The following is a 22,396-nucleotide window of genomic DNA, read 5'->3' as shown; positions in this document are numbered from 1 at the left end:
CGAGGATGATCACATGTTGTTCCGGACACCGGCGACAAGCCCTATCCCGGGGTAGAACTTCCTCTGGTTGGAAAGGATCATGTCTTTCGGTGTCGACAGACCCACTGCTTCTCTGACTCGGGCCGCGAAGCTCCGGGAGGATCGCGGAACACTGCCTTCTACTCGGCACCATGCGCGGTAGGCCGTGTAGAGCAGCGTCTGCTCGACGCGAAGAGGACCGCTCAGCTCACAGCATTCCTCCAAGAACCGGTCCAGGGGGTCGTCCTTCCCCGCGTGCCGTTCTCTCACGGGCAGCCCGACCTTCTCGGGTCCGCGGAGGACTCGGGCTCCGTTCAGGTACCGGTGTGCTCCGCTGATCAACCACTGCAGGATGCCGGGCCCTTCCTCCGCCACCAGGACGTCCGCGAGGTTGTCCACCGAGCGGCCGTCGATGGGCGTCCGCTCGAAAGGTATGACCCTGAGCCGGTTGGTGAAGGCAGGGCCACCCGCACCGGGTCGGGGTTGGTGATTGCCTATCAGCCACAGAGTGTGGGTGGGGCGGAAACTGAACGAGCCCTGGCGCAGGCGCCGGGCTCTGATGGTGGTGCTTCCGGTGAGCATTCTGACCCGTGCCTCGTCGTAGCGGTCTCCCGAACGCAGCTCCGAGCAGACGACGATGCGCCGTCCGTGCAGTTCGGCGAGGTCCATCGCATGGCCTTCGGGCGGCTGTGCCAGCAGGAAGTCGGGTGGCGCGGCGTCGGCGTAGTCGCCGAGAAGTCGTATCACCACATCCAACAGCACGCTTTTTCCGTTTTTCCCTTTACCGTACAAAAAGGGTATTACTTTCGCGTCGACGTCCCCAGCGATCGAGCAACCCAGCAGTTTGTGCACATAAGCGATCATGCGAAGACCTTCGGCGTCACTTCCGAAAGTGTCCGTCAAGAACCGGTACCAACGTGGTATAGGCATGTCCGCAGGAGGGACGCTGGTGGTGCGCGAGTGATGATGCCGAGTCGGGTCGGGAGGGACCAGACGACCGGTGCGAAGGTTCACCACCCCCACGGGTGTGCACAGGGCATGAACATCGGCATCCAGCAGCGAGGCGGGCAACAGGATGTCCTGAGCCTCCTTCGCGTGGGCGAGGACCGCTTTCATGCCCGCGGTCGACATGGCCCGTCGCCGGTTGCGCCGGAGGGCCGCCCTGGTGTGTCGGCCCGCGGGGTCCAGTTCGGCCAGGGACTCCGCCAGATCGCCGACGGCCCACAGCACGGCGTCGTCCTCGTCGGGTTCCCAGCGCCAGCCGGACCAGCGGTACCACCCCTGGTCCGTGACGTACCGGAAGCCACGGCCGTACAGGGCGACGAAAAGCTCGGCGTTGCCCTGGTCCGTGAGAGTGCCCGGAACCAGTCCCGCACGCGGGGTACCGGCCGCCGTTCGGCCCGCGCAGGGCTGCTGCGGCAGGTCCGCCGGAACGGTCGTCAGGAGGGCGGTCTGCCCAGCCGGTTCTCTCATGTCGAGCGGTGCCTCCTTCCCGAGACGGTCTCGTGCCGCACCCGCGGCCTTCGTGTCCGTGCCTGGCGCTCCTCGCCGCGAGCGGACATGCGGTGAGGGGAGCATCACCGGCAGCGACTGAAGCGACCGGCCTTCGGCACTGGGTCTACGACCGGCTCGCGGGGTCGGTTCACGTCCGGGACGACGAAATGATGAAAACGGCACGGGATCGTCCGGCATCCGGCACATCGCGGATTCCGCGCAGGGGAGAAACCTGCGGTCAGCGGCCCGTCACGGCGGTCAGCCGGCGCAACACGCTCAGCAGCTCCGCTTGGGGGGAGCCGGCTGAGCCGGACCCTTCTCGCAGTGTGGCTTCCAGAGCCTGCGCAGGGGCCCGCAAGGCGTCTCCTGACGGGGTGGTGGTGACGTCCACCCTGCGGCCGTCCTGCCGCCCCCGGCGTCTTTCGACAAGGCCCGCCGACTCCAGACGCTTGAGCAGCGGTGAGAGAGTCCCCGAGTCCAGGCCCAAGACCCCTCCGAGTTCGCTGACGGTGGCCGATCCCCGCTCCCACAGCACGCGCAGGACCAGGTACTGGGTGAACGTGATGCCCAGCTCCGCCAGCCGCGGGCGGCACCGGGCGGCGACGGCACGTGTCGCCACGTACAGAACGAGAGAGAGCGGCAATTCGTCACGGGGGGCACAGAGCTCGTGTGCCGGGGTCAGGGCCGAGGCCGGGGCTGGTCGGGGATCGGCTGTCACAGGGGTCCTCCAGGGCCAGGAGGGCGCGCCTGGCTGGGCACCCACTCGGGTCGACGTCGCGATTGCCGGATCGGTTCACGAATCCTGCACGGCGCCACCGGCACCCGGGCCGCTCCGGTCGCTGGGCCACCGAGCCTCAGTCGCTCCGCTTCAGTCGCTGAGTCGCTCGGTCGCTGAGCCTCAGTCGCTGGCCGAGCGGGGCAGCTACTGAGAACCAGCGACTGAGCGACTCTTCGGTCGCTGTTCAGTCGCTTGAGAAAACCGCAGGTCACAGGGGTCTTCCAAGAGGAACAGCGACTGAAGCGACTCAAGTATCGGGTATATGAAGGAGTTATGTGTGCGTGTGTGCGTGATATATAGGATGCTTCAGTCGCTTCAGTCGCTGTTTGGTCTTTTGTGCGTCGCTGACCTGCGGTTTTCTCAAGCGACTGAACAGCGACCGAAACCGCTTCAGTCGCTGGCCTCTTTTCTTCGGTCGCTGGGACGTTCCGTGGGAGTCGTCGCGCGGTGTCGAGACGGTGCCGACGCGTCCCCGGCCTGTGCTCCGTGGTCTTGTCTCCCGTATTCGCTAGTCTGTGTCCGTCGTTGAGTCGCTTCGGTCGCTGATAGGGGGTGCGGATGTCTGCTGAGCTGCGCTTTTCTCGCAGCGACTCACGGCAGTCCGACCCCGTCCCCTCAGGCGCTGCGAGGTCGACCGCCCTCGCCCGCCGGTGTGTGGCGCAGGGCTGGCCCGTCCACCCCCTCGCTGCGGGGAGGAAGACCCCCGCGGGCAACTGCGGCGACTGTCGTACGCACATCCACCCGCCGGCGGCCTGCCCCTGTCTGCAGGCGGGGCGCTGGTGCCACGGCTTCCATGCCGCGACCACCGACCCCGATCTCGTCTCCCGCTGGTGGGGCGAGCACCCGGACTTCGGGGTGGGCGTTTCCTGCGGCCCGGTCGGACTGGTCGTCATCGATGTCGACGCCCACCCTGCCCAGCCTCCTGCCAGGGACCGGATCCTTCCCGGTATCCCCATCGCCGACCACGTGGACCTCAGCGGCCTGGCCAACGGTTTCCACACCCTGGCGGTGCTCGCCGCCCTGCGCGGCCGCCCCAGCCCCGTCGACGACGAGGGGACCCTCCGGGTGCGCACGCCCTCGGGGGGCATGCACGTCTGGTACCGGGCCGGGGACGCCCGCCGCTGGCAGTCCTCCGTGGGGTCCGGGAGGGGCCGCGGTCTGGCCTGGCAGGTCGACGTCAGGGCGCACGGCAGCTACATCGTCGCGCCGGGCAACCGGACCCGGGACGGCGCCTACACGCCCGTCGGCGACATCCGGACACCGGCCGTGCTCCCGGCCTGGCTGGCCGAGGAACTCGAGCGCACCGGCCACCTCCAGGCGCAGAAGCTCCCTGCGCCCCGCTCAGCGCCTCCCAGGGCCCTCCAGGCCGTCCTGGCCGTCGGCGGGGCCCGCGGGCGCTCAGAGGGCGTTCTGAGCGCGGTGTTGGCCCCTGTGGAGGCCTGCGGCCAGGTCGACCAGGGCGCGGGCTTCTCCGACGCGCTGAACCGGGCGGCGTACACCCTGGGCGGACTCGTCGCGGCCGGGAGGCTTCTTCGGGACCAGGCCGAGGAGGCTCTGAGGGATGTGGCCATGAGGGTCCGTCCGGGGCAGGACCGCCGGATCGGGCAGATCATCCACAGCGGCTTCACGGCGGGACTCAAGAGGCCCCTCCACGGCACGGGGGGCGGCCGGTGACGTCACCCGGGCACGAGGCCCTCTTCGACTTCGACCCCGAGGCCGTCGCGGCCCAGATCCGCGCGCAGGGCACGACGGCCGTTCCCCGCCCGGCGCAGGCCGACAGGCGGCAGGACAGCGGGGCGACCCCGGAGGGCCTGCTGCCGGACACGCTGTCCGACAGGGGCAACGCCAAACTCTTCGTCAGGCTCTACTGCAACGACTACCGTCACGTCCCCGGCATCGGCTGGTACCGGTGGGACACCACCCGCTGGCAGATCGACGAGGACGACACCGTCCTGTGGGCCGCCGGCGACCTCGCGGAGAACATCGCGGGCCATGACTCCCGAGGGGTGTTCACGACCACCGCTCTCCAGCAGCACCGGCGCAGGGCCCTGTCGACGACAGGCATCAACGCGATGCTCACCCAGGCCAAGTCCGCCCCCGGCATGGTCCTCAACGCCGCCCTGCTGGACGCGGACCCCTACGCGCTGTGCACCCCGGACGGGATCGTCGACCTGCGCACCGGACTGGTGAAGACCCCGGACCCGAACAAGGATTTCCACTCCCGTTCCACCATGGTCGGGCCGCAGCACGTGTCCACTCCCAGGTGGAGAAGATTCCTGACCGACACCTTCGGCGACGACGCCGAAGGCGAAGAGATGATCGACTACCTCCAGCTCCTGCTCGGGTACTCCGTCACCGGGGACGTCGGCGGCCAGATCCTGCCCTTCCTCTTCGGCTCGGGCAAGAACGGCAAGTCCGTTCTGCTGGACGTCCTGATGAAGCTCCTCGGCGACTACGCCGATGCCGCTCCGCCCGGCTTCCTGATGGCCCGTCCCTACGAGGGCCACCCCACGGACCTCGCCGAACTGCACGGCCGTCGCGTCATCGTGTGCTCGGAGGTCAAACCCGGGGACAAGTTCGACGAGGCACGGGTGAAGCTGCTGACCGGTGGCGACCGCATCAAGGCCCGCCGCATGCGGCAGGACTTCTTCAGCTTCGAACCCACCCACAAACTCTGGCTGTTGGGCAACCACCGCCCCGAAGTCGGCACCGGTGGCTTCGCCTTCTGGCGGCGCATGCGCCTCATCCCCTTCGAGCGCGTCGTGCCCGACCACCGGAAGATCGACAATCTGGCGGACATCCTCGTCACCGAAGAAGGCCCCGGCATCCTGGGCTGGCTCATCGAGGGAGCCCGCCGCTACCTCGCAGGCGACCGCGATCTCACGGGCCCCGAACGCGTCCGTATCGCCACCACCGCCTACGCCGAGACCGAGGACCACACCGGCCGTTTCTACGAGGAGTGCTGCATGCTGGGGGCCGATCTGAGAGCCGAGCAGACGGCTCTCTACTCCGCCTACAAGACCTGGTGCCAGAATGAGGGCGCACCGGTCATGTCCTCGAGGGCGTTCGCCGCCCGCACCCGGGAGCTCGTGGGACTGGCCTCGCCCAAGGAAATGATCCTGTCCAACCAGCGCAAGCACTACCCGGGCATCGGACTGCTCACCGACCAGGAAAGGGACGCCGACGCATGAGCTCCCTGATCGCCGAGGACGAGATCAGCCACGAGATCGAACTCGTGTGGCTGGAAGAGATCGATGACCTCGACTACGTCCGGCAGAGCCTGGACCGGCTGCCCACCCGCAGGGGGAAACCCGCCTACCACCGTGACGGGCGCATGGTCGGCTACGCGCTCCTCGGCCCGACCGCCAAGCCGTCCCGCCAGTCCGGCACCTTCCGTCGCCGCGTCTTCTGGCTCCTGCCCCACGACCGGGACAGCCAGCCGGCCGGGCTCTACGCCAGGAGCGCCCCCGCCGAGGCGGTCGATCCCCGCACCCTGGAACCGCGTGCCAAGGGCTACAAGACCGAGCGGTCCGAAGGGGGCCCGCCCTCGTCGGCCATGCGGCAGCTCGGTATAACCCTTCCCCTGTGAACCGGCGGGCGGGCACACGCGCGGCCCTTCCGACGGCTGTGGGCCGCCGGTAGGGGAGGAGGGCGGCCGCGCAAGCTCTGAGCAAGGTGCGTGCTGTGCTCCGGGGGAGATCACTCCTAGGGTGGGCGTCACGCCCCGGCCGGGTGCCCACCGTGGTCCCTGTGCAGTGCCCCGGGTTTCGCCGTCTCCCGCAGGCCGACGAGGGCGATGTCAGCGGTACCGTCCTTCGAAGGAGTCGCCCATGCCTGCCCGCCGCCGCCCCCGCACGGGGAAGATCGTCACCGGCCTGGCCCTGGCAGCGTCCTGCGCCACCGTCATGGCCGTGCTGAATCCGTTCCGCTCGGAGGCGGCCGAGACCGTGGTCCTGCCTCCGGTCAACGCGTCCTTCGACTACCAGATCGGCGGCGCCTACGAGCCCGACGAGGGCGTTCAGGTCGTCACCCGGGACGTCAAGGAGTCCCCGGCGAAGGGCCTGTACAACATCTGCTACGTCAATGCCTTCCAGACCCAGCAGGAGGGAGACGTCAGCGGCCCGCAGGACTGGGACAAGGATCTGCTGCTGACCAAGGACGGTGAGCCCGTCATCGACCCCGAGTGGGACGAGGTGATCCTCGACATCTCCGAGGACGGGAAGCGCGAGCGGATCGCCGAGCAGATCGACAAGCAGATCGACCAGTGCGACACCAAGGGCTTCGACGCCGTCGAACTGGACAACTACGACACGTACGACCGTGACGTGGTGAACGGCGCGCTCACCGCGCAGGACGCCCAGGCCTACATCCGCCTCCTGTCGGCCCACGCGCACGACAAGGGACTCGCCGTCGGGCAGAAGAACACCGTGGAACTGGCCGGCAACCACAAGGCCAACGGGCTCGACTTCGCCGTCGCGGAGGAGTGCGGCGACCCGAAGTGGAACGAGTGCGGCACGTACGTGTCCGCCTTCGGTGACCACGCGATCTTCATCGAGTACACCGAAGAGGGCCTGCGCAACGCCTGTGCCTACGGGGACCGGGTGAGCGTGGTCATGCGTGACATGGACGTCTCCGAGCCGGACAGCGAGGACTACGTGCGCGAGACCTGCTGAAAGAGCGTCCTGTTCCGCCATCTGACTTGTGGCGGCCCGGCCGCGGCCCGGCCGCCAGTCCCGCCATCCGCCGGTCAGCGAAATCTCACGTGTGATGAACTGTGGCCCGGTTCCGAGACGTTGATCTCGTCTCGAACAAGAGAGTGGGAGGGACCGTGGGCCTCGGTGGGGGGACGTGGCAGCGACTGACCGCCGTGGTGCTCGTCACGGCGGTGGCGGCCGGGTGCACGGGGCAGGGCGAAGGCGGCGCGCACGACGAAGACCTGCTGCGGAACCAGGACTGGACGCAGATGCCGGGCACCACCGCGCGGAACGACATCCTGCGGGTCAGCGCATTGGATCGGCACATCGTGGAGCAGGACTCCTCCGGCGGCCGGCCCAACCCCCCGCTGAACCTGGCCGGCCCGCATCTCAGGTCCGATGGCGACTTCACCGTCACCGCGCGCATGTCCGGTGTGGGTGACGGTGACGGCGGCTCATGGCTGCGGCTTTACGGACGTGTACCGGTCATCTACGACGAGTGGCGGCAGGAGCGGCCCTCACTCCGCGTCGGCGTGACCGCTGACGGACACGTGAAGGTACAGATATGGGACGGCGAGGGCGATGAGCCGGCCACCTCCAAGGTTTTCGACTGCGGCTGCTCCGGGAGGGTGACGCTCGCCGTGTCGAGCATCGGTGACACCTTCCGCGTGAAAGCCGACGGGCGGCGGCTGGGGACCGTGCACGACCCGGGGGTGTTCGCCGAGGGCACTGTCTGGTTCGGTCTGGAGGCGGACGCGGGCCAGGACGAGCGCCGCGAGGGATGGCGGCTGACGCGGCTGACGGCGCGGGCGGAGAGCGGTGACTCGCTCCGCGTGATCAAGGCGCCGCAGCTACGCCAGGAGCAGTCCGACGACTCGCTGCGTGCGCGGGCCGCAGACGTGGGGCGGCCGTTCGACGTCGGCGCCGCCCTGGCCGAGAACCCGCTGCTCACCGACTCACGCTACCGGGCGCTCGCGGGAAGCCAGTTCTCCATGCTCACTCCGGAGAACGCGTTCAAGCCACAGTTCCTCCACCCGCGCCGGGGCGTCTACGACTTCCGCGACGCGGACCTGCTCGTACGTTTCGCCCGCGCGAACGACATGAAGGTGCACGCGCACACCCTCGTCTGGCACGAGGCTCTGCCCAGCTGGATGCGGGAGAACGACGACCCCGAGGAGGTGCGCCGGACCATGCTCCGGCACATCGCCATGGTCGCCGGGCACTTCAAGGGAAAGGTCGCGGAATGGGATGTGGTCAACGAGCCCATGTCCGACGACGAGAAGAGCTACACCAACGGGGATCTCGGTCTGCGCTCCGAGCAGAGCCCGTGGTTCGAGGCCATGGGCGAGAAGTACATCGACGAGGCGTTCAGGGCCGCCCACCGGGCCGATCCGAAGGCACGGCTGTTCCTCAACGAGTACGGGGTGGAGGAGGAAGGCGAGCGCTGGGACGCCCTTTACGATCTGGTCGAGCGGCTCAAGGAACGCGGCGTACCGATCGACGGCGTGGGTTTCCAGAACCATGAGTACGCACCCGGCGACCGCATCGACCCGGAGACCTTCCGCAGCCATGTGCGGGATCTGGCGGAGCTCGGGGTTCAGGCGCGGGTGTCGGAGATGGACGTCCCCATAGGTGAGGACGAGGAGGACGGGCGGCAGACCCAGGCCGATGAGATGGCGGGCAAGCTGCGGGTCTGCCTGGAGGAGCCGAACTGCACATCGTTCTCCACATGGGGATTCACCGACCGGTACGGTTCCACCGCCGACACGAAGATCTATCCTCCGCGCACGGCCGATTCCCTGCCGTGGGACGCGGCCCTGCGGCCGAAGCCGGCGTACGAGCGCCTGCTCGAGGCCTTTGACGAGGCGTGAGACATCAAGGTGCGATCTCTCGGTCCGGTGCCGCTGGTGGACCGACCGTCTGGAGCCGTTGGGCGTCGACCACCGGCGGTGTCCGGGGCGGGCCGCCCGCGATCAGGTCGTCCTGGCCGCGGGCGGTATCGAGTCGTTCCTCGTCGTCGGTGACTTCGCGTCACTGGGCGGAGTGTTCAGCCAGTCGGTGTCCGAGTGCGAGAACCACCGTTCTGAGGGCTTCCGGCTGTTGGATGATGAAGGGCCGGTCCAGCATGGCGAGTGTGCCGGCGACCCATTCGAGGCGTTCAGCCCGCAGAAACACCTGCAGCCAGTCTTGACCGTCCGCAGCATCGGGAGGCGACGCCGGCGCGACTGACCCGAGCGTCTCCGGGATCCAGCGCCGCACATGGGCCGGATCAGCGCGGATGAGCACGGAGACGTCGTATCGCGAAGGTGCCGCCGACAGTGGTCCCAGCACCTGGGCCGCTGGGTCGATGTTCGCGGGCGCTTCGAAGGTGCCTGGCAGAAGCCGCAGATCGGCCATCCTGTCCAGGCGGTAGGTACGCTGCGCCCGGCGGTCGGTGTCGAAGCCGGTGAGGTAGAGCAGGTTTCGGTACGCCACGATGCCGTGCGGCTGTACGTGCCGCGTTGCCGCGTGCCCCTGACGGGTCCGGTACGCGAACGCGACCGGGCGCTGGTCCCGTGCTGCCTCGGCCAGACCGAGCAGCGTCTGAGCGCCTTCGTCTGTACCAGGACGAGCTTCGGCGTCGTCGTGGTCTTCCGCGCCCGGGCGTGGCTCACCGGTGAAGTCCACTGCCCGCAGTACCGCGTCGATGCGGCGGGCGAGCGCGGCCGGCAGCACTCGGCGTACCTTCGCGGTGGCCGTCTCCCTCACCAGCGGGGTCACCGGACCACTGTGCGCATGTTGGTTGACCAGCAACGCCCACACCACGGCAAGGCCTTCCTCGTCGTTCAGCATCAGCGGGGGCATGCGGTAGTGGCGGGCCAGACGGTAGCCGCCGTACCGACCGCGAACCCCGTCCACCGGAATGTCCATCTCGCGTAGCTGCTCGACATAGCGGCGCACGGTGCGCTGGTCGACTCCGAGGCGCTCGGCGAGGTCGACGACAGTGCGGGTTCCTCCCGCCTGCAACAACTCCAGCAAGGCGAGAACGCGTGCGGTTGGTCGGGTCATACCTGCGATGATGCGGTATTTCCGGGCGGAACATGACCTGTATTGATCCTAAGGTGACCGCATGACCGTCTCAGCCGCAGTGCAGCTCGCCTCCGTCCGTCTCATCACCGATGACGTTCCGCGGCTCGTCCGCTTCTACAGGGCCCTCACCGGTGCGACTCCGCAGTACCTCACCGAGGATTTCGTCGAACTGGTGACCCCCTCGGCCACCGTCGCTGTCAGCGGCTCCGCCCGCATCGCTTTCATCACCACCAACACGCCTCGTGGGGGTGCAAACAACAGTGCGATCGTCGAGTTCCTCGTCGACGACACCAACGCCGTGTACGAGAGGCTTGCGGCCGATCTCGGCGACGATCTTGATGTCGTTCAGCCTCCGACCATGATGCCGTGGGGCAATGTGTCGGCTCTTGTCCGCGACCCCGACGGATCCCTCGTCAACCTCTACACGCCAGTCACCCCCGAGGCATGGCAGCTTCAGCGCAACCGGACACCGAAGCCACCGCACGCAGGCCTGTGAAGCGAGCGGTGCAGCCGATGCCGACGGCGAAGCAGGCGGCGGTACCGGCGGCGCGGCGGGCCTGACAGAGGCGAGGCGGGCCACCGGACGGCTCGCCCCGCCCGTGCCGTCCCGGAGCCTGCCGTCCCACGTCTACCGCGGTCCGCGAGTTCCCCGCGGTGCGGCAGGCTCCCGGACGGCGGCGCCGGCCTGAAGGGCGTCGAACGCCTCCAGGGGAACGCGGGAGAGCAGAGCGCGCGTGTGGCGGAGCCGACGGTGTTCCGCCGCGCACGCGGCACAGCCGTCGAGGTGCTCCGCGCTCGCCGCGTCCGGCGGTCCGTGCCGGCCCGCCGACAGGATCTGGACCGTCAGGTCCTCTCGGGCTCGTTCACAGCGCATGGCATCTCCTCGGCGCGGACTCCGTCAGCTACGGCTGGAACGTCCCCCGCCCCCGGGCGGTTCACCCCGACCGCGGACAGGGGGCGTTTTCAGGCCTCGCGCCGTTCCGCGCCGGCGGCCGGTCCGCTCGGCACTCCCCGTGCCTCCAGTGCCCTGCGCAGGGCCCGCATGGCGTAGAAGGCACGGCTCTTGACCGTTCCCTGCGGTATGCCCAGGTGTTCGGCGGCCTGGGCCACGCTGTACTCCAGGTAGTACATGAGCCTGATCACCGTCCGCTGCTGCTCGTTGAGGTCCTTGAGCGCGTCGAGGACCACATGCAGGGTGAGCAGGTGGTCCGGGCCCTCGCAGACGGCGTCGAGTTCCTCGACGGGCAGCAGCTTCAACGGCCGTAGCCGCCGGGCCCGGTGATGGTCCAGCGCCAGATTCCTGACCACGGTGAACAGCCAGGGCCGCAGCGCGGCGTGATGTGCCCTCAGGAACCCGGCGTGCCGCCAGGCGCGGGCCGCCGTCTCCTGGACGACGTCCTCCGCCCGGTGCCAGTCGCCGTCGAGCAACCGGGTCGCGTAGCGCTGGAGTTCAGGGCCGTACTGGTCGTAGAAGGTCCGGAGGAAATCGTCGCTGTCCGGCGCGAAGCCGCCGGCGGGCGGACGGGCAGGAGCGGAAGCGGTGCTTCCCCTCACCGCGGTCCCTTGCATGGGTGGTACCTGTCGTCTTCCGGTGGTGGTCGCGTGCCTGCCCCGCGGGTCGGGACGGGCACCGGCAATCCTCTCCGGACGCCATTGGCCGAAGGTTGTCGTTTTCTTGCGCCGCTGCGGGCGCCCGGCACCGGGCGGCGGGCTCGGGCGCCCTCGCACGGCGAGTGCGCCCGGTCAGGTGCCGGCTCCTTCAGGTGCATTCCCCGCCCACGGTGCACACGCCGCCCTCGTGCGCGTGCGCGTGGGCGGGCTCGGGCGTGCGTCCGGCCGCATGCGTGTGGGCGGCCTCGGGCAGTGGCCCGTCGGCGGGCTCGCTCCGTTCCGCGAGAAGCGTGGCGACGGATGCGCCGAGCACCAGGTCGTCCACGCTGCCGAACCGTTGCATGCGCAGCCTTCCCTCCCGGTCGATCAGGACGGTGGTGGGAGTGCCCTGCATGGCGTAGCGGGCGAAGGTGAGCGGTGTCGTACCGTCCTCGGCGTGCCGGTCGACGCCCACCGGGAACGTCAGCCCGTACTCCGCGAGGAAGGCCTCCAGCGACACAGGGGTCATCGCGGCATGGTGCTCGAAGACCGAGTGCAGTCCGACGACCTGGACGTCGGCCCCGGCGAAGGCGGCCTCCAGGCGCTTGGCCTGCGGGAGGGCGTGGGCGACGCATCCGGGACACAGCATCTGGAACGCCTCCAGGACGACGACCTTGCCCCGGAGCCGGTCCAGGTCCAGTGCGTCGGAGTTGAACCACTGGCTGATGTCCCAGGCGGGGGCGGGGCGGTGCGCGGGAGTACGGGACATGGGCTTTCTCCTGGGTGAGGGGGAGCGGTCCCCGGGCGGCGGGGTCGGCGGGGCGACGACGGGAAGTGTATAGGACTCCTAACTAAAATGCATAGGACTCCTAATCAACCGTCGGGGTGGGCGTGCCCGCGGGTGTCCCCGGCCGCGGCGGGCCGCGCTCGGGCCGTGTGGTGGTCGGAACAGTCCAGGCGCAGTTCGAGGTCGGCGAGGGGGCTGTCGAGGAACGCGCAGTGATGCGGTCTGTCGCTGGAGGGATGGGCTTCGGGACGGAAGAGTTCGCAGGTCAGACACATCTTCGTGACGGGGATGGCCTGGTTCTCCTGGAGGGACCTGATCATGGTGCTGGTGCCGCGCAGCATGGCGGCGACGTCGTCCGGCGAGAGGGCCGCCATCGCCTCGCCGAACACCGCAGGCATGCGCGCCAGCCGGTCGGCCTCCGTGTGCCCGTCCGGTGTGAGGGTCAGGAAGACCGCCCGGGCGTCGGACGGGTCGCGCCGGCGCTCCACGAGTCCCTTCGTGGTGAGGGTCTTGACCGCGTCGCTGATGGTGGGGGGCGAGGAGGTGAGCGCGTGGGTGAGCTCGCTGGGACGTCGGGGCCGCTGATCCCCCCTCAGTATCGTGAGAATGTCCGCCTGCAGCGGGGACAGTCGGTAGGGGCCCGCGTTGCGGTAGCTGTTGATGCGCAGCGCCTGGCCGAGCCGGACAAGCCCCACCAGGAGCTGCTCGTGGGGTGCGGTGTCTGGAACGTCTGTCATCGCGGTCTCCCGGTCGGGTCGTGTCTGCAATGATAGGCACTGCCAATTTATGAGGGTGGCGCGCGTCGTCCCGCGTTCCGGGCCGGCGCGGGACGACTGCGGGGAGGAACTGGACGATGCGTGATGCCGGTGGACCGGACGGGGCCGCGGACGACGTCCCCGATGTCCTCGACGGTTTCGGAGAACTGCGTCGTGCCGCCGCGCGCTGCTCCGACCTGGCCGCCTCGGTGGCCGGGGCCGGGGAGAAGCGTCGAGCGCTCGACGATGCCCTCGTGCGCGAGCTGGTCGCGAACGGCCTGCTGCGCACCGGGGTGTGCCGCTCGGCGGGCGGCCCCCAGACGCCCCCTTCGGTGATGCTGGAGGCGGCCGAGACGGTCGCGCGGGGCGACGCCTCCGCGGGCTGGTGCGTCGCCATCGCGATGACGTCCAGCCTGCTGAGCGCGTACCTGTCCGCGGAGGGCGCCGACGAGGTCTTCGGCGACCCCCGGTCGACGGCGGTGGGGGTGTGGGCCCCGACCGCCCGCGCCCGTGCGGTCGGGGGCGGTGTCGTGGTGTCCGGCCGCTGGACGTTCTGCAGCGGCGTCCCGCACGCCGACTGGCTCTTCGCGGGATGCATGGCCGCGGACGCGGACGCGGACGGCGCCGGCTCCGGGCCGAGGCCGCTGGTCGTGGCAGTGCCCGTGGCGGAGCTGGAGATCCTGGACACCTGGCACACGGTCGGCATGCGGGCCACGGGGAGTCACGACTGCGTGGCCGAGGAGGTGTTCGTGCCCGAACACCGCGTGGTGTCGGTCGTCGACGGCCCTCCGGCCGGGGCCGGGGCGCTGTACCGCTTCCCGCTCCTCGGTTTCTTCGCCGCGTCGGTGGCCGCCGCCGCACTGGGCAACGCCCGCGGCGCGGTGGACGACCTCCGCGCGCTCGCCACCGTGAAGAAGCCGCTCGGGTCCGCCCGCACGCTGGCCGAGAGGTCGCGGACGCAGGACACGCTGGCCAGGGCGGAAGCCTCCCTCCAGGCGGCACGTCTGCTCTTCCGTCAGGCGGTCGACGACGCCTGGCGCGCGGCGCGGGACGAGGCGCCCGTGGAGGACGAGCTGCGGGTGCGCCTCCGGCTGGCCGCGGCCCATGCCGCCCGGACCGCCGCCGACGTGACCACGGCGATGTACGAACTCGGCGGCACGTCGGCCGTCTACGAGACCTCACCGCTGCAGCGCCGCTTCCGGGACGCCCACACGATGACCGCCCATGTCCAGATCAGGCAGCCCATGTACGAGGTGACGGGACGGTACCTGCTCGGGCTGCCCACGGAGACCGCGCTCCTGTGAGGCGGCCGACGGCACGGGGAACCTTGCCCGCAGGACACAAGGTGTCCTATGGTGAACATGGTTTCCTTGCCGTGCTGTTCAGGCAGCACACTGACACGGGGCCGCGCGCGAGCGTGCCCTCGGGACTGGAGCGGAGAATGGCAGACACCCTGCGAGACTCGAAGGACGTGCTCGTCGACCGCGCCCAGCGGCAGATGAACGACCACTTCGGCGACTCGAAGCTGACCACGCGGCAGAAGCTCGCCCTGACGTGCCGCATCGCCTTCGACGGGGGCCACGACTCGGGCCTGGCCGGACAGATCAGCGCCCGGGGGGAGCAGCCCGGCACCTACTACACCCAGCGTCTGGGCCTCGGTTTCGACGAGATCACCGAGGACAACCTGCTGCTGGTGGACGAGGACCTGCGGGTCCTGGAGGGGGAGGGCATGGCCAACCCCGCCAACCGCTTCCACTCCTGGATCTACCGGGCCCGGGAGGACGTCAACTGCATCGTCCACACCCACTCCCTGCACACCGCCGCGCTCGCCATGCTGGAGGTCCCCCTCGTGGTCTCCCAGATGGACACCACGCCCCTGTACGACGACTGCGCCTTCCTCAAGACCTGGCCGGGGGTGCCGGTCGGCAACGAGGAGGGCGAGATCATCGCCGGAGCGCTCGGCGACAAGCGCGCCATCCTCCTGGCCCACCACGGCCAGCTCGTGACCGGCTCCACCGTCGAGGAGGCGTGCAATCTGGCGATGCTCATCGAGCGCGCCGCCCGCCTGCAGCTCCTGGCGATGTCGGCCGGCACCGTCCAGCCGCTCGACCCCGAGCTCGCCCGTGAGGCCCACGACTGGACCTCCAGCGACCGCCGCAACAAGGCCAACTTCGGCTACTACGCGCGCAAGGCCCTGCGCAACCACCCCGACTGCCTCTCGGGCCAGGTGGAACTCTGATGACGAACCCGCCGCTGAAGGGGATCATCTCCTACCCCGTCACCCCCTTCGAACCGGTCACCGGCGACGTCGACCTCGCCGCCCTCGGCCGGCTCACGGAGGACCTGGTGGCCGCGGGCAGTCACGCCGTCGCCCCGCTGGGCAGCACCGGCGAGAGTGCCTACCTCCGCGAGAGGGAATGGGACGCCGTCTGCGAGACCACCCTGCAGACCGTCGCACGCAGGGTGCCCACCCTGGTGGGCGTCTCGCACTGGAGCACGGAGGGCACGATCCGCCGGGCCCGGGTGGCCGCCCGCAACGGCGCCACCGCGATCATGGTGCTGCCCCAGGTGTACTGGAAGCTGACCGAGGCGGAACTCGAGGGGCACTACGCCGCGGTGGCGGCGGCCACCGACCTCCCGCTCATGCTCTACAACAACCCCGGCACCAGCGGCATCGACCTGCGGCCGGAGACCGTGGTCGCGCTCGCCCGGAAGATCCCCAACCTCACCATGGTCAAGGAGAGTTCCGGCGACGTCGCCCGCTTCCGGGCCCTGCGTGAACTGTCCGACGGGGCCTTGTCGGTCTACAACGGCAACAACCCGGTCGCGCTCGAGGCCTTCCGTTCCGGTGCCGTCGGCTGGTGCACGGCGGCACCCTGCCTCGTCCCGGAATGGGCCCTGGCGCTCCACGCCGCGGCCACGTCGGGCGACGACGAGCGGGCCGACGCCGTCCTCGCGCAACTGCTGCCGTTCCTGCAGTTCATCGTCGGCTACGGCCTGCCGCGGGCGATCAAGGCGGGCCTGCGGTTCCAGGGCCGCGACGCCGGCTACCCGCGCACACCGCTGCTGCCACTGCCAAAGGAGGAGACCGAGCAGCTCCAGGAGCTGCTCGAGCACCTGACGGCGCATCCGCTCGTGGACAGCGCGGCGGCCGGCTCCGGCGCCTGACACCGGCCCTCGTGCCCCGTGTTCACGGTGGACGCCGCCCGTGGGGGAGGCCACACCCCCCTGCGGGCGGCCCCCGGGCCGGGACCGCGAGCGAAGGGAAGACCCATGCTGCCCCAGTCCGCCGTGCCGCTGCGCGGCGGCCCGCCCGCAGGCACCCCGGCGCTGCTGCGCCGCACCCTGCGGCGCCACGCCGCCGGCGTCACCGTCGTCACCGTCCCCGGACCCGCGGGCTTCACCGCGACGTCCTTCTGCTCCGTCTCCCTGGAACCGGCGCTGATCTCCTTCTGCGTGGCGAGCGGTGCCTCCGCGGCGCCCGCCGTGGAACGGGCCGGCCGCTTCGCCGTCCACCTGCTGGGACCGGACGACGCCGAACTGGCCGACCGGTTCGCGCGCAGCGACGCCGACCGGTTCGCCGGGCACGAACGCCTGCTGGAGCACGACGGACTCCCGCTCCTGCCCGGGGTGCCGGCCTGGCTCACGGCGCGTGTCGTCGCCCGGCACCCCGCGGGGGACCACGTCCTGGTCGTCGGCGAGGTCGACGCCGGCGGTGTGCGGGAGGAGACGCCCGGACTGATACGCCACGACGGCGGCTACGCCGTACCCCTGCGACTCCCGCCCACCCGTACCGGCCGACGAGGCCGTCACGCTCCACGAGGAGTACCGATGCAGTGTCTCGACTGCCGTACGAAGGACCTGGCGGCCCCGGCCGTCGGCGTCTGCCTCACCTGCGGTGCCGCGGTCTGCGCCGACCACGCCGAGATCACCGAGACCGCGGACGATGCCAGGCGGGGCCCGCTGACGGGCACCCCGCAGCGCTCCACGCGTCGCGCGGTGCGGTGCCGTACGTGCGGGCCGGCGTGACGGCGCGGACCCGGGCGGGCCGGCCCGGGAGGACCGGACGGACCCTGCGGCTGGGGACCCGGCGCAGCGCACTGGCCCTGGCCCAGTCCGGGCAGGTGGCGCGAGCCGTGACCCGGATGACCGGACACCCCGTCGAACTCGTCGAGATCACCACCTACGGTGACGTCTCGCGCGAGGACCTCGCGCGGATCGGCGGCACCGGTGTGTTCGCCGCCGCGTTGCGCGAGGCGCTGGTCCGCGGCGAGGTGGACCTCGCCGTGCACTCGCTGAAGGACCTGCCGACCCGGCAGCCGCGGGAACTGGTCCTGGCCGCGATCCCCGCGCGCGAGGACCCGCGCGACGTGCTCGTCGCGCGGGACGGGCACACGCTCGCGGACCTGCCGCGCGGCGCCCGCATCGGCACCGGCTCGCCGCGCCGTGCCGCGCAGCTCAACGCGTACGCCCGCAGCCGCGGCACGGAGTTCGAGACGGTCCCCGTACGGGGCAACATCGACACCCGCATGGGATACGTCACCGCCGGCGGCCTGGACGCCGTGGTGCTGGCCGCCGCCGGACTGGGCCGGCTCGGCCGTGCCGGTGAGGCGACCGACGTCCTGCCGGCCGGCACGCTGCTGCCCGCGCCCGGCCAGGGCGCACTGGCCGTGGAGTGCGGCGCGGACGACGCGGAGCTGATCGCGGCGCTCGCCCCGCTCGACGACCCCTCGACGCGGATCGCGGTGACGGCCGAGCGGGCCGTGCTCGCCGCCCTGGAGGCGGGCTGCAGCGCTCCCGTGGGCGCGCTGGCCGACCGGACCCGGGGGGAGATGCGTCTGCGCGGCGTCGTCGGCACGACCGACGGTGCCACGCTGGTACGGCTGTCCGCCACCGCGCCGGTGCCCCGCACGGCCGACCGGGCGCGTGCGCTGGGACACGAACTGGCCGCGGAGATGCTCGCGCAGGGCGCGGCCGGCCTGATGGCGGACGGCACGGCACCCGCCCCGGACCGCACCCGATGAGACCGGCGCCGAGCACGGTCGCGACTCGCGGGACGGCACCCGGCGGGTACCCGGCGCGCGGACGGACGGTTCCGGATTGCGTCCGGACACCTGTTCCGGCGCGCACACGCCACGGCATGGCCTCGCCGCCGGCACCTGCGCTCCACCGCGTCGACGGCGCCGCCGGTGACCGTCATGGGTACGTACGCCGCGCTCCCGCCGCGCGCGCGTCCCGCCCGTCCCGGGTCCGCGCGTGCTTCTCCCCGCTGCGCGGACCGCGCGACCGGGGGAGGGAACTCGGGCTCGTCGGCCCCGGCGGGTTGTCGACGGGCATGTCCGGCGACCACGGGATCGCCGTGGGGGAGGGCGCCACCGTGGTCCGCGTCGGTCAGGCGCTCTTCGGCGCCCGGTCCCTGCCGGACAGCCACTTCTGGCCCGGCGCCGCTGCCGCTGCCGCGACCGACACCACCCGGGAGGCCCTGTGAGCCGCACCGCCCTTGTCATCCGCCATGTCGCCTTCGAGGACCTCGGCATCCTCGGACCGCTGCTGAGGGAGCACGGGTACCGGGTCCGGTACCTCGAGGCCGGTGTCGACCGCGTCGGGGACGAGGACCTCGTCGCCGCCGATCTGCTCGTCGTCCTCGGCGGCCCCGTCGGGGTCGGCGACTTCGCGCGCTACCCGTACCTCGCCGACGAGGCCGCCGCCGTCGGAGCCCGGGTGCGCCGCATGCTCCCCACGGTCGGCATCTGCCTCGGCGCCCAGCTCCTCGCACACGCCCTCGGCGCACGGGTCGCTGCCACCGGCCGCTTCGAGATCGGCTACGGGCCCCTGACGCTCACCGCCGAGGGCGAGGGGTCCGTCCTCGCCGGACTCGGCGGGACGCCGGTACTGCACTGGCACGGCGACCAGTTCGCCGTGCCGGAGGGTGCCGCGCTCCTGGCCGGGACCCCGGGCTTCCCCCACCAGGCCTTCACCGTCGGGGACACCCTCCTCGGACTGCAGTTCCACCTGGAGGCGGACCACACGCGGCTCGAACGTTGGCTGCTGGGCCACACCCACGAACTCACCGCACACGGCGTCGACCTCGACCGCATCCGCGCCGACGCCGACCGGTACGGCGCCGAACTCGCCTCCCGGGCACGCACGGTGTTCGCCGACTGGCTGCGGCGTGCGCTGCCCGTCGCGCAGCCGGACGGGGCATGACGGCGATGGGCACCAAGACCTCCCGGGACGCCGTCCCCACCGCGTACCAGAGCCGGCTGCTGCTCGCCGCCCTCAACGATCCCCGGCACCGGCTCCCCTCCGGTGTCCGGCGCGCGACGACGGACGTCATGCGCAGACGCCAATGGGTCAGGGAGTACGGGGTTGACGGCAGACCCGTGGACGACGGCCGTCTTCCCGGGGCGGGCGCGCCGCTGTCCCGCTTCCGGCTCACCCATCACGGTGTCAACGCCGCCCGGCGGGCCCGCCAGGCACAGGCCGGTCCGGTCAGGCCGGATATCGCCTCTCAGGAAAGACCGGAAATGACCTTCGGGAGAACGGTGTCCGGCTCAGGACACCGTGTGTCTTCCCGTGTCGACCAGCACCGGTGACCGGCGTGCCGGGGGCTCGTCGGCGGCCGGGAGGCCTCGCGCGATACTGAGGCCCCCGCGGGCCGATGTCTCGCCGCCGGGCACGCGAAGGGAAGTCCGAACAGTGATCAACCGTGTACGACAGCTGCGCAAGGAACGGCTCATGACGCTGGAGGCGCTGGCGGAGCGGTCCGGCGTGACCAAGAGCTACCTGTCCAAGGTCGAGCGGGGGCGCAGCGTCCCGTCCATCGCGGTCTGCGCCTCCCTGGCCAAGGCCCTGGACGTCCCGCTGGACAACCTTTTCGCCGACGCCGAGGAACTCGCGGAGATCACCGTCACCCGGGCCGGGGAGCGCCAGGCACTGACCCCGCAGGACGAGCCCGGCACCCGGTACGAGGGGATGGCGCTCCGGGCCGGCACCAAGAGCATGACCCCCTTCATGCTCCACCCCCCGCTCGACGCCGATCACGTTCCTTTCCGTGACCACCCCGGTGAGGAGTTCGTCTTCGTCCACGAGGGACGGGTCGAACTCGTCCTTCCCTCGCGCACCATCACCCTCGAACCGGGGGACTGCGCCTACTTCAGGGCCAGCACACCGCACAAGGTCCGTTCCCTCGGTGAGCGGCGGGCGGCTCTCCTGCTCCTCGTCGCCCACGACGCCACCGGGCCGGACGCCGCGGAGGTGCCGCACCCTCACCTGCCCTGAGGGCCGGGGAGCCCGGAGGGCACGCGGGGGGGGAGAGACAGGGGTTCAGGGGTTGAGGTGGTCGGGGCAGTCCAGCCGAAGTTCCTCGTCGTTGAAGGGGTTGTCCACGAACGCGCAGTGATGGGGTTTGTCGCTGCCGGGGTGGGCCTGGGGGCGGAAGTGGGCGCAGGTCACGCACATGCGGGTGACCGGGATCGCCCGGCGGTCCTGCAGTGACCTGATCATGCTGCTCATGCCGCGGAGCATGGCCGCCAGGTCCTCGGGAGCCAGGTCGGACATGGCCCGCGCGAACTCCGGGGGCAGCCGCGACAGTCGCTCGGCCTCCGCCGCGCCGTCGCTCGTCAGGGTGAGGGAGACGGCGCGGGCGTCGAGGGCGTCGCGTCCGCGTTCGACGAGTTCCTTGGCGGTGAGGGTCTTGACCGCGTCGCTGACCGTCGGGGGCGTGGAGGCGAGCGCGGTGGCCAGTTCGGTGAGCCTGCGCGGCCGGGGGTCCCCGGCCAGGAAAACGAGGATGTCCGCCTGCAGGGGCGAGAGGCGGTAGGGCCCCGCGTTGCGGTAGCTGGTGATGCGCAGGGCCTGCCCGAGACGGGTGATGCCCACCATCAACTGTTCCTGGGGCGGTGTGCCCGGCACGTCTTCCATGGTGCGCGCTCTCCGACGAAGGGATCCGTACTTGCCATAGTAGGCACTGCCAATCTATGTTGGCAGTGCCAAATGATTTGGCGCCGTACCCGTCCAGGGAGGAACACCCATGTCCCGTCTTTCCGTCGTCGACCCCGCGACCGCCGAGCCCGCCGCCAAGTCGCTGCTGAACAAGGTCGAGCGCGCCCTCGGCGCCACGCCGAACATGATGCGCGCGATGGCCGTCTCGCCCGCCGTCCTCGACGCCTACCTCTCCCAGAGCGGCGCCCTGTCCAAGGGCTCGCTGCCGGGCGCGGTGCGCGAGCAGATCGCCCTGGTCGCCGCGGTGCAGAACTCCTGCGAGTACTGCTACGCCGCTCACCACGTCCTCGGCGAGCGGGCCGGCGTCAGCGGTGAGGACCTCACGTCCTCCGGCAAGGGGCAGGCCTCCGACCCCAGGACGCAGGCCGCGCTGACGTTCGCCCGCGCCGTCATCGAGACCCGCGGCTTCGTCTCCGACGAGGACCTGGCGCAGGTGCGCGCCGCGGGCTACGGGGACGGCGAGATCGGGGAGATCGTGGCCAACGTCGCGCTGAACGTCTTCACCAACTACTTCAACTCCGTCGCCCGTACGGACATCGACTTCCCCGTCGTCGCCCTGCCGGCGAAGTAATACGGCACACCGGACGCGGCTCCCGGGGGTGCGGCCCTGGCCGCTCCCCCCGGGCCCTCAGGGGCGGCACGGCGGCGCGACGCCCCGAGCCGCCCCTGCGCCGCACCCCCTGCGGACCGGCAGCCGATGCGGCCGGGCCGCCGCCCCCCTGCGGGGCCGATCGCGAGGGCACTGCCATGAGGACGACGCTGACGATCATCGGCACACCTCCGCCCGGAGCCGGCGGGGAGGACCGTCCTCCTCCCGCGGCACGGGTGACAGGAGCCGCGCGGGCCCACGTCACCGCGCGGCTCGGCCAGTGGCGCGCCCGCGAACTCGTCGACGCGGCCACGCTGGTGACGAGCGAACTCGTCACCAACGGGATCCGGCACGGCCGCGCTCCCGTCCTCCTGGACCTGTACCTGCTGCGGGGCGCGCGGGGCGGACCGGACCGGCTCCGGATCGCGGTGTCCGACGGCGGCCCCGGCTTCGACCTCGGGACCGTCCGCGCGAGCTGGAACCGTGACGACGGCCTGGAGGAGGGCGGACGGGGCCTGCGTCTGACCGAGGCCCTCGCCGAGTGCTGGGGCAACCACGTGGACGACGGCCTGCACGTGGTGTGGGCCTGCCTGCCGCTGCCCCGGCCGACGTGACGGC

At 71.0% G+C, this 22,396-nt stretch carries 25 protein-coding genes; 17 read left to right on the top strand and 8 right to left on the bottom strand.

Annotated features, from left to right (window positions below; all coding sequences use genetic code 11):
- Positions 1-9 precede the first annotated feature (9 nt).
- Entirely contained in the window at positions 10-1,491 is a 1,482-nt protein-coding gene (locus tag QFZ64_RS01770; RefSeq protein ID WP_307061544.1) for a phage/plasmid primase, P4 family, read from the bottom strand.
- A 259-nt stretch (positions 1,492-1,750) separates the two neighbouring features.
- Positions 1,751-2,131, bottom strand: coding sequence for a MarR family winged helix-turn-helix transcriptional regulator (locus tag QFZ64_RS01765; RefSeq protein WP_307061542.1), 381 nt, complete (start codon positions 2,129-2,131; stop codon positions 1,751-1,753).
- A 717-nt stretch (positions 2,132-2,848) separates the two neighbouring features.
- On the opposite strand from QFZ64_RS01765, the gene QFZ64_RS01760 reads away from it, so the two are divergent.
- The 5 genes from QFZ64_RS01760 to QFZ64_RS01740 all read left to right on the top strand — a co-directional run bounded on the left by QFZ64_RS01760 (position 2,849) and on the right by QFZ64_RS01740 (position 8,855).
- Complete coding sequence (locus tag QFZ64_RS01760; protein ID WP_307061540.1) at positions 2,849-3,964, top strand: bifunctional DNA primase/polymerase; 1,116 nt, start codon at positions 2,849-2,851, stop codon at positions 3,962-3,964.
- The gene (locus QFZ64_RS01755; protein ID WP_307061538.1) at positions 3,961-5,481 is read left to right on the top strand and encodes a phage/plasmid primase, P4 family; all 1,521 of its coding nucleotides are present in this window, start codon (positions 3,961-3,963) and stop codon (positions 5,479-5,481) included. The genes QFZ64_RS01760 and QFZ64_RS01755 overlap by 4 nt, the downstream gene beginning before the upstream one ends.
- A complete protein-coding gene (locus QFZ64_RS01750) occupies positions 5,478-5,879 on the top strand; it encodes a DUF6009 family protein (RefSeq protein WP_307061536.1) in 402 nt (133 codons plus the stop codon). Before QFZ64_RS01755 ends, QFZ64_RS01750 begins: the two co-directional genes overlap by 4 nt.
- Before the next feature lie 241 nt (positions 5,880-6,120).
- On the top strand, positions 6,121-6,963 hold the full coding sequence (locus QFZ64_RS01745; protein ID WP_307061534.1) for an endo alpha-1,4 polygalactosaminidase: 843 nt from the start codon (positions 6,121-6,123) through the stop codon (positions 6,961-6,963).
- 155 nt (positions 6,964-7,118) lie between these two features.
- A complete protein-coding gene (locus QFZ64_RS01740; RefSeq protein WP_307061532.1) occupies positions 7,119-8,855 on the top strand; it encodes an endo-1,4-beta-xylanase in 1,737 nt (578 codons plus the stop codon).
- A gap of 160 nt (positions 8,856-9,015) precedes the next feature.
- On the opposite strand, the gene QFZ64_RS01735 is transcribed toward QFZ64_RS01740, so the two are convergent.
- Entirely contained in the window at positions 9,016-10,032 is a 1,017-nt protein-coding gene (locus QFZ64_RS01735; RefSeq protein ID WP_307061531.1) for a YafY family protein, read from the bottom strand.
- Between the two features lie 61 nt (positions 10,033-10,093).
- On the opposite strand from QFZ64_RS01735, the gene QFZ64_RS01730 reads away from it, so the two are divergent.
- The gene (locus QFZ64_RS01730) at positions 10,094-10,549 is read left to right on the top strand and encodes a VOC family protein (RefSeq protein ID WP_307061529.1); all 456 of its coding nucleotides are present in this window, start codon (positions 10,094-10,096) and stop codon (positions 10,547-10,549) included.
- Between the two features lie 132 nt (positions 10,550-10,681).
- On the opposite strand, the gene QFZ64_RS01725 is transcribed toward QFZ64_RS01730, so the two are convergent.
- The 4 genes from QFZ64_RS01725 to QFZ64_RS01710 form a co-directional block, all read right to left on the bottom strand.
- A complete protein-coding gene (locus QFZ64_RS01725; RefSeq protein WP_307061527.1) occupies positions 10,682-10,927 on the bottom strand; it encodes a hypothetical protein in 246 nt (81 codons plus the stop codon).
- Between the two features lie 89 nt (positions 10,928-11,016).
- Positions 11,017-11,607: a sigma-70 family RNA polymerase sigma factor gene (locus QFZ64_RS01720; protein ID WP_307061525.1), complete on the bottom strand. Its 591-nt coding sequence runs from the start codon at positions 11,605-11,607 to the stop codon at positions 11,017-11,019.
- A 205-nt stretch (positions 11,608-11,812) separates the two neighbouring features.
- The gene (locus QFZ64_RS01715) at positions 11,813-12,412 is read right to left on the bottom strand and encodes a redoxin family protein (protein WP_307061523.1); all 600 of its coding nucleotides are present in this window, start codon (positions 12,410-12,412) and stop codon (positions 11,813-11,815) included.
- 104 nt (positions 12,413-12,516) lie between these two features.
- Entirely contained in the window at positions 12,517-13,167 is a 651-nt protein-coding gene (locus QFZ64_RS01710; RefSeq protein ID WP_307061521.1) for a MarR family winged helix-turn-helix transcriptional regulator, read from the bottom strand.
- A gap of 116 nt (positions 13,168-13,283) precedes the next feature.
- On the opposite strand from QFZ64_RS01710, the gene QFZ64_RS01705 reads away from it, so the two are divergent.
- From QFZ64_RS01705 to QFZ64_RS01665, 9 genes are all read left to right on the top strand, one after another.
- Positions 13,284-14,489 carry an acyl-CoA dehydrogenase family protein gene (locus QFZ64_RS01705; protein ID WP_307061519.1) on the top strand — a complete coding sequence of 402 codons (1,206 nt, stop codon included), beginning with the start codon at positions 13,284-13,286 and terminating at the stop codon, positions 14,487-14,489.
- A 137-nt stretch (positions 14,490-14,626) separates the two neighbouring features.
- Positions 14,627-15,424, top strand: a complete 798-nt coding sequence (locus tag QFZ64_RS01700) for an aldolase (protein WP_307061517.1) — start codon at positions 14,627-14,629, stop codon at positions 15,422-15,424.
- Complete coding sequence (locus QFZ64_RS01695; RefSeq protein WP_307061515.1) at positions 15,424-16,353, top strand: dihydrodipicolinate synthase family protein; 930 nt, start codon at positions 15,424-15,426, stop codon at positions 16,351-16,353. The genes QFZ64_RS01700 and QFZ64_RS01695 overlap by 1 nt, the downstream gene beginning before the upstream one ends.
- A 105-nt stretch (positions 16,354-16,458) precedes the next feature.
- The gene (locus tag QFZ64_RS01690) at positions 16,459-17,214 is read left to right on the top strand and encodes a DUF2180 family protein (protein WP_307061513.1); all 756 of its coding nucleotides are present in this window, start codon (positions 16,459-16,461) and stop codon (positions 17,212-17,214) included.
- Entirely contained in the window at positions 17,211-18,209 is a 999-nt protein-coding gene (gene hemC / locus QFZ64_RS01685) for a hydroxymethylbilane synthase (RefSeq protein ID WP_373430530.1), read from the top strand. The genes QFZ64_RS01690 and hemC overlap by 4 nt, the downstream gene beginning before the upstream one ends.
- A 116-nt stretch (positions 18,210-18,325) precedes the next feature.
- Complete coding sequence (locus tag QFZ64_RS01680) at positions 18,326-18,673, top strand: hypothetical protein (protein ID WP_307061511.1); 348 nt, start codon at positions 18,326-18,328, stop codon at positions 18,671-18,673.
- Positions 18,670-19,392, top strand: coding sequence for a glutamine amidotransferase (locus QFZ64_RS01675; RefSeq protein ID WP_307061509.1), 723 nt, complete (start codon positions 18,670-18,672; stop codon positions 19,390-19,392). Before QFZ64_RS01680 ends, QFZ64_RS01675 begins: the two co-directional genes overlap by 4 nt.
- Positions 19,389-19,781 carry a hypothetical protein gene (locus QFZ64_RS01670; protein ID WP_307061507.1) on the top strand — a complete coding sequence of 131 codons (393 nt, stop codon included), beginning with the start codon at positions 19,389-19,391 and terminating at the stop codon, positions 19,779-19,781. Before QFZ64_RS01675 ends, QFZ64_RS01670 begins: the two co-directional genes overlap by 4 nt.
- 103 nt (positions 19,782-19,884) lie before the next feature.
- A complete protein-coding gene (locus tag QFZ64_RS01665) occupies positions 19,885-20,466 on the top strand; it encodes a helix-turn-helix domain-containing protein (RefSeq protein ID WP_307061504.1) in 582 nt (193 codons plus the stop codon).
- A gap of 45 nt (positions 20,467-20,511) precedes the next feature.
- On the opposite strand, the gene QFZ64_RS01660 is transcribed toward QFZ64_RS01665, so the two are convergent.
- A complete protein-coding gene (locus tag QFZ64_RS01660; protein ID WP_307061502.1) occupies positions 20,512-21,099 on the bottom strand; it encodes a MarR family winged helix-turn-helix transcriptional regulator in 588 nt (195 codons plus the stop codon).
- A gap of 118 nt (positions 21,100-21,217) precedes the next feature.
- Here QFZ64_RS01660 and QFZ64_RS01655 point away from each other — a divergent pair, with 118 nt between their 5' ends.
- Together QFZ64_RS01655 and QFZ64_RS01650 are read left to right on the top strand one after the other, a co-directional pair.
- The gene (locus tag QFZ64_RS01655) at positions 21,218-21,760 is read left to right on the top strand and encodes a carboxymuconolactone decarboxylase family protein (protein WP_307061499.1); all 543 of its coding nucleotides are present in this window, start codon (positions 21,218-21,220) and stop codon (positions 21,758-21,760) included.
- 176 nt (positions 21,761-21,936) lie between these two features.
- Positions 21,937-22,392 (top strand): ATP-binding protein, encoded by a 456-nt coding sequence (locus QFZ64_RS01650; protein WP_307061497.1) that lies wholly within the window; start codon positions 21,937-21,939, stop codon positions 22,390-22,392.
- Positions 22,393-22,396 lie beyond the last annotated feature (4 nt).

Source organism: Streptomyces sp. B3I8 (assembly GCF_030816915.1).
Taxonomy (GTDB): domain Bacteria; phylum Actinomycetota; class Actinomycetes; order Streptomycetales; family Streptomycetaceae; genus Streptomyces.
The sequence above is the reverse complement of the archived record's forward strand: the minus strand, read 5'-3'. Positions and strand labels throughout refer to the sequence as shown.